Genomic DNA, 3,861 nt, shown 5'->3' with positions numbered 1-3,861 from the left:
TGGCGCTTTCACTTTCCCTTTCGCCGGCGCTGTCGCCGGCGCTGTCGCTGTCGCTGTCGCAAGCTTATTTCTCTCTATCTACATTAACCGATGTATTCATAAAAGAGACCAGCGATTTGAGAACCTTCGTATCATTAGGTTAGCCTTTGCCGCACTGGGGGGAACCACCTTTAGCGGTGCTGATTTGAGCGGTGCGTCGTTTTCCCATGCTTATCTTCAACGTACCAATTTTGCAGATTACCGCCATAAATCTACAATCCTAAGCCAAGTCCGCTGGCACCAAGCCCACGACCTCGATCAAGCTCGACTTGGCTCCAGCATCCTCCAAGATCCTCGCGTTTGTACTCTCCTCACCACCCTCAACGGCATCGATCATGATCTGTCCCATGCCGATCTACATGGTGCAAACTTAGCCAGCGCCCAACTCCACCGCATCAGGTTAAACAATGCCATTCTCAACGGCGCAAACCTGGAAGGTGCAGAACTTCACGGAGCTATCCTCACCGAAGCTCAATGTATTGCCACCAACTTCACCACCGCCCACCTCACCGGAGCCTGCCTAGAAGCCTGGAATATTGACGAAACAACCATCCTAAAAGACGTTGACTGTCAACATATCTTTCTTAGAGAGAAACCGGATGACCGGGGTGACAGAGAACGACGTCCCCATGACCTAAATAAGGATTTTCGGACTGGCGATTTCGAGAAATTCTTCAAAGAGACCCTAGATACCGTTCAAATTCTCATCCGCAATGGAATTGATCCCGCAGCGTTCAGAACTGCCTTTGAGAAGGTGACGGCTGAGAATCCTGACGTAAGTCGTGATTCAATTCAAGGGTTTGAACGGCAAGGACAGGATGTTCTACTCACGTTGCAAGTGCCGGCAGGAACAGATAAAGCCAAGATTGAGCGAACGTGGGACGAGGGATATCAACTTGGACTAAAGGAGGGCTATAAAAGTGGCTTGTTGGCAGGACAAACCCAGCGCGCCAATGATCTAAAGGAAGTCATGCTAAGTTTTACCCAAAACCCATTATCCATTCACAATATGAACAATCCCATCAATACCGGCGACGGCAGTTTCTACGCAGGTGGCGACGTCAACCTCACCGGCAGCACTCTCAACCTCGGGGAAATTAGTGGACAGGTCAGCAACCAGATCAATCAACTGCCCGATGCTGCTCCCACGCCCGATCAACCGAGCCTGAAAACCCTGTTGCTGCAGCTCAAAGCCGCCATCGAAACCGATACTGAACTCAGCGACGACGAAAAAGCCGAAGCCCTAGGAGAGGTCGCCAAACTAGTCAAAGCTGGCAGCGATCCCAAGGAAAGCACCATGCAGCGCCTCGCAAAACGGGCCACCGCCACGCTGAAGTCCATCGCCGAACCCCTGACCGAAGCCTCCAAACTCGCCACCGCCTGCACAAGCCTCTTACCCATGATCCTGGCCTTGTTTTAAGCCGCTTGAAGCCAAAGGTGGTCTCGTGCCTGCCCTTCCAGCTAGGCTGACGTGGATATAGACATCGATGCCGTGGGGGGTATTCTAGGACTAGCGGCGATCGCCCTGGGAAACGTTACAAACCCTTACAAATCCCGCTATCCATCAGGAGTCCCCGTCCTCCATCTAGAAGACTCAACCAGTGGAATACCCGGTAGTTCTATGAGCAAGCGCATTGATCCAACCTTAATTGTTGCCCTTGTGGTGACCCTCCTGTTTACCGGCGGGCTGGTGGCAGGCGGGCTGTGGATGTTGGGATCCCTCTCTGGCGGATCGAATCCCCTTCCTAGTCTGACGGGCGATCGCCGTGAAGCAGGCCGCCTCAGGGTATTGGGCGATACCTTCAGCGGCTACAGCACCTTCCGCAATAGCGCTTTTCAAGCCACTCTGTCTGAGCTAGGCATTAGCCTGTCCTACGACGATGAATTTGACCAAGCCGCCCGCGCCGATCGCCTCAATCAAGGCGATGCCGATATCATTGTCACCACCCTCGATCAATTTGTGCAGCAGCAGCCTGACGGACGCATCGTCGGTTTAATCGATCGCACCGTCGGAGCCGATGCCGTCATTCTCAACACCCCCGCCTATCCCAACCTCACCTCCCTGCAAAACCTCAACCAGCTCACCGCTGAAGCCAAACGCCAAGGACAACCCCTCGGCATGGCCTTTGCTGGCGATACCCCCAGCGAATATCTGGCCCTCGTGCTAGATACCAAGTTTGATGGCTTTAACCTATCTGATTTCAATATCACCCGAGTGGGCGACGCTTCAGAAGCCTGGCAGCTCATTCAAGATCCAAACGAACGGATCGCCATTGCCATCATCTGGGAACCCTTTGTATCCCAAGCAAGGCAGCAGGGCTATACCGTCGTCCTGTCCAGTGAAGATGCCCCAGGAGCCATTGTTGACGTGATGGTAGCCTCCGATCGCTTGGTGCGATCGCAGCCTGACCTGGTTTCAGAATTCCTAGAAGCCTACTATCGCCGCATTGACGCCAATGTCCGCGACTCATCCCAACTGCAGGCCCAAATTGCCGAAGATGGTAACCTATCTCCCGCTGATGCCGCCGCCGTTGTTGATGGCATTGAGTTCTTCACCGCCGCTGAAGCTCAGGCTTGGATGACCGAAGGTATTCTAGAGACCCGTATCGGAGCGATCGCTGCTGTTCTTACCCTATCGAATCAAGTCAACGTCGTTCCTGACAACCTCAGTGATCTCTACGATCCTCAGTTCATTGTCAAAGCCGCCAGCAACACCCAAGCGCTTATTGACCTAGTTAAGGCAGATAATCCAGAACTAGCAGATCAGCTCATGGGTGCCCAACGCTCCACTGCCCCCGCCGCCCCCACCCTAGAACCAGCCCAAATTCAAGCCGCCCCCGACATCGGCAACCTTGATGTACGCGGTGACGTGAGCTTTGCTACCGGAGCCGCCCAACTGACGCCCGAAGGTCAACAAACCCTGAATCAACTCGCGACAGAAATTAAAGAATTTAGCATCGAAACCGTAGCCGTCCGGGTTATTGGTCACACCTCCCGCACCGGTAGCGCCGCTATCAATCAACAGCTCAGCCAGCAGCGGGCCCAGGTGGTCGTAGACTATCTACGCAGTCAGGGTATTCAGCATAATATTGCCGCCGAGGGTAAGGGGTTTAACGAACCGCTACCCGGCATCGCCCCTGAAGATGCCCGCAACCAACGCACCGAAATCCGCCTAGTGCGGGTGAATACCACAGCCCAAACGCGGCAGCGATCGCCCCTGCCTCGCCTCGATACAGACTCCCTAGCTTGGGGTACAGGGACATCGGTAGTCATGGCCGATTCATGGGTAGCGATCGCCAAGCTTTGACGTACAGACGATCTGTGTCACGATGGAAAGCGATCGCGATAGAATACACCCGTCAAGACCGGAGCAGCTATGTCAGATCAGGCAGACCTTGAACAAGAGCTTCGCATGGGGCGAGACTTTTCCATCGCGGACTTGATTGCCCGGGAAGGCGGAGACTTTCTGAAAGGAGAGTCGATGATTCCTCCTTTGGTGCAGGCTAAACATGCTGTAGATCTGTTCATCGATCGCCATTTAGTAGACGCATCTGGAGCCCTGCAGGTCACCCTCAAAAACTGGGTCGGCACCCATGAGGGATTACTGAGTCAGCATATTGAAACGCCCCTGAATGCTTTGCGGCAGGCTATCCAGAATATTTTGGAGCACCCGCAACTTTTGTATGAACTGGTGCAGCAGGCAGATATGAAATGGGGGCAGATGTATGACGAACGTCCTCATTTCCAGCAGCCTGGACAAACGCCCCACCCCGATGATGAATATACCCACGCATCGGTTCAAAATGATTTGGTGCGGCTGCT

At 53.9% G+C, this 3,861-nt stretch carries 3 protein-coding genes; all 3 read left to right on the top strand.

The window, feature by feature from the left end; translation table 11 throughout:
• Positions 1 to 76 precede the first annotated feature (76 nt).
• On the top strand, positions 77 to 1,459 hold the full coding sequence (locus tag V6D20_16015; GenBank protein HEY9817286.1) for a pentapeptide repeat-containing protein: 1,383 nt from the start codon (positions 77 to 79) through the stop codon (positions 1,457 to 1,459).
• A 51-nt stretch (positions 1,460 to 1,510) separates the two neighbouring features.
• Complete coding sequence (locus V6D20_16010; GenBank protein HEY9817285.1) at positions 1,511 to 3,346, top strand: phosphate ABC transporter substrate-binding/OmpA family protein; 1,836 nt, start codon at positions 1,511 to 1,513, stop codon at positions 3,344 to 3,346.
• 69 nt (positions 3,347 to 3,415) lie between these two features.
• Positions 3,416 to 3,861 (top strand): hypothetical protein (locus tag V6D20_16005; protein ID HEY9817284.1); only part of this gene is annotated, 446 nt, incomplete at its 3' end.

This window comes from Candidatus Obscuribacterales bacterium, assembly GCA_036703605.1.
Taxonomy (GTDB): domain Bacteria; phylum Cyanobacteriota; class Cyanobacteriia; order RECH01; family RECH01; genus RECH01.
The sequence above is the reverse complement of the archived record's forward strand: the minus strand, read 5'-3'. Positions and strand labels throughout refer to the sequence as shown.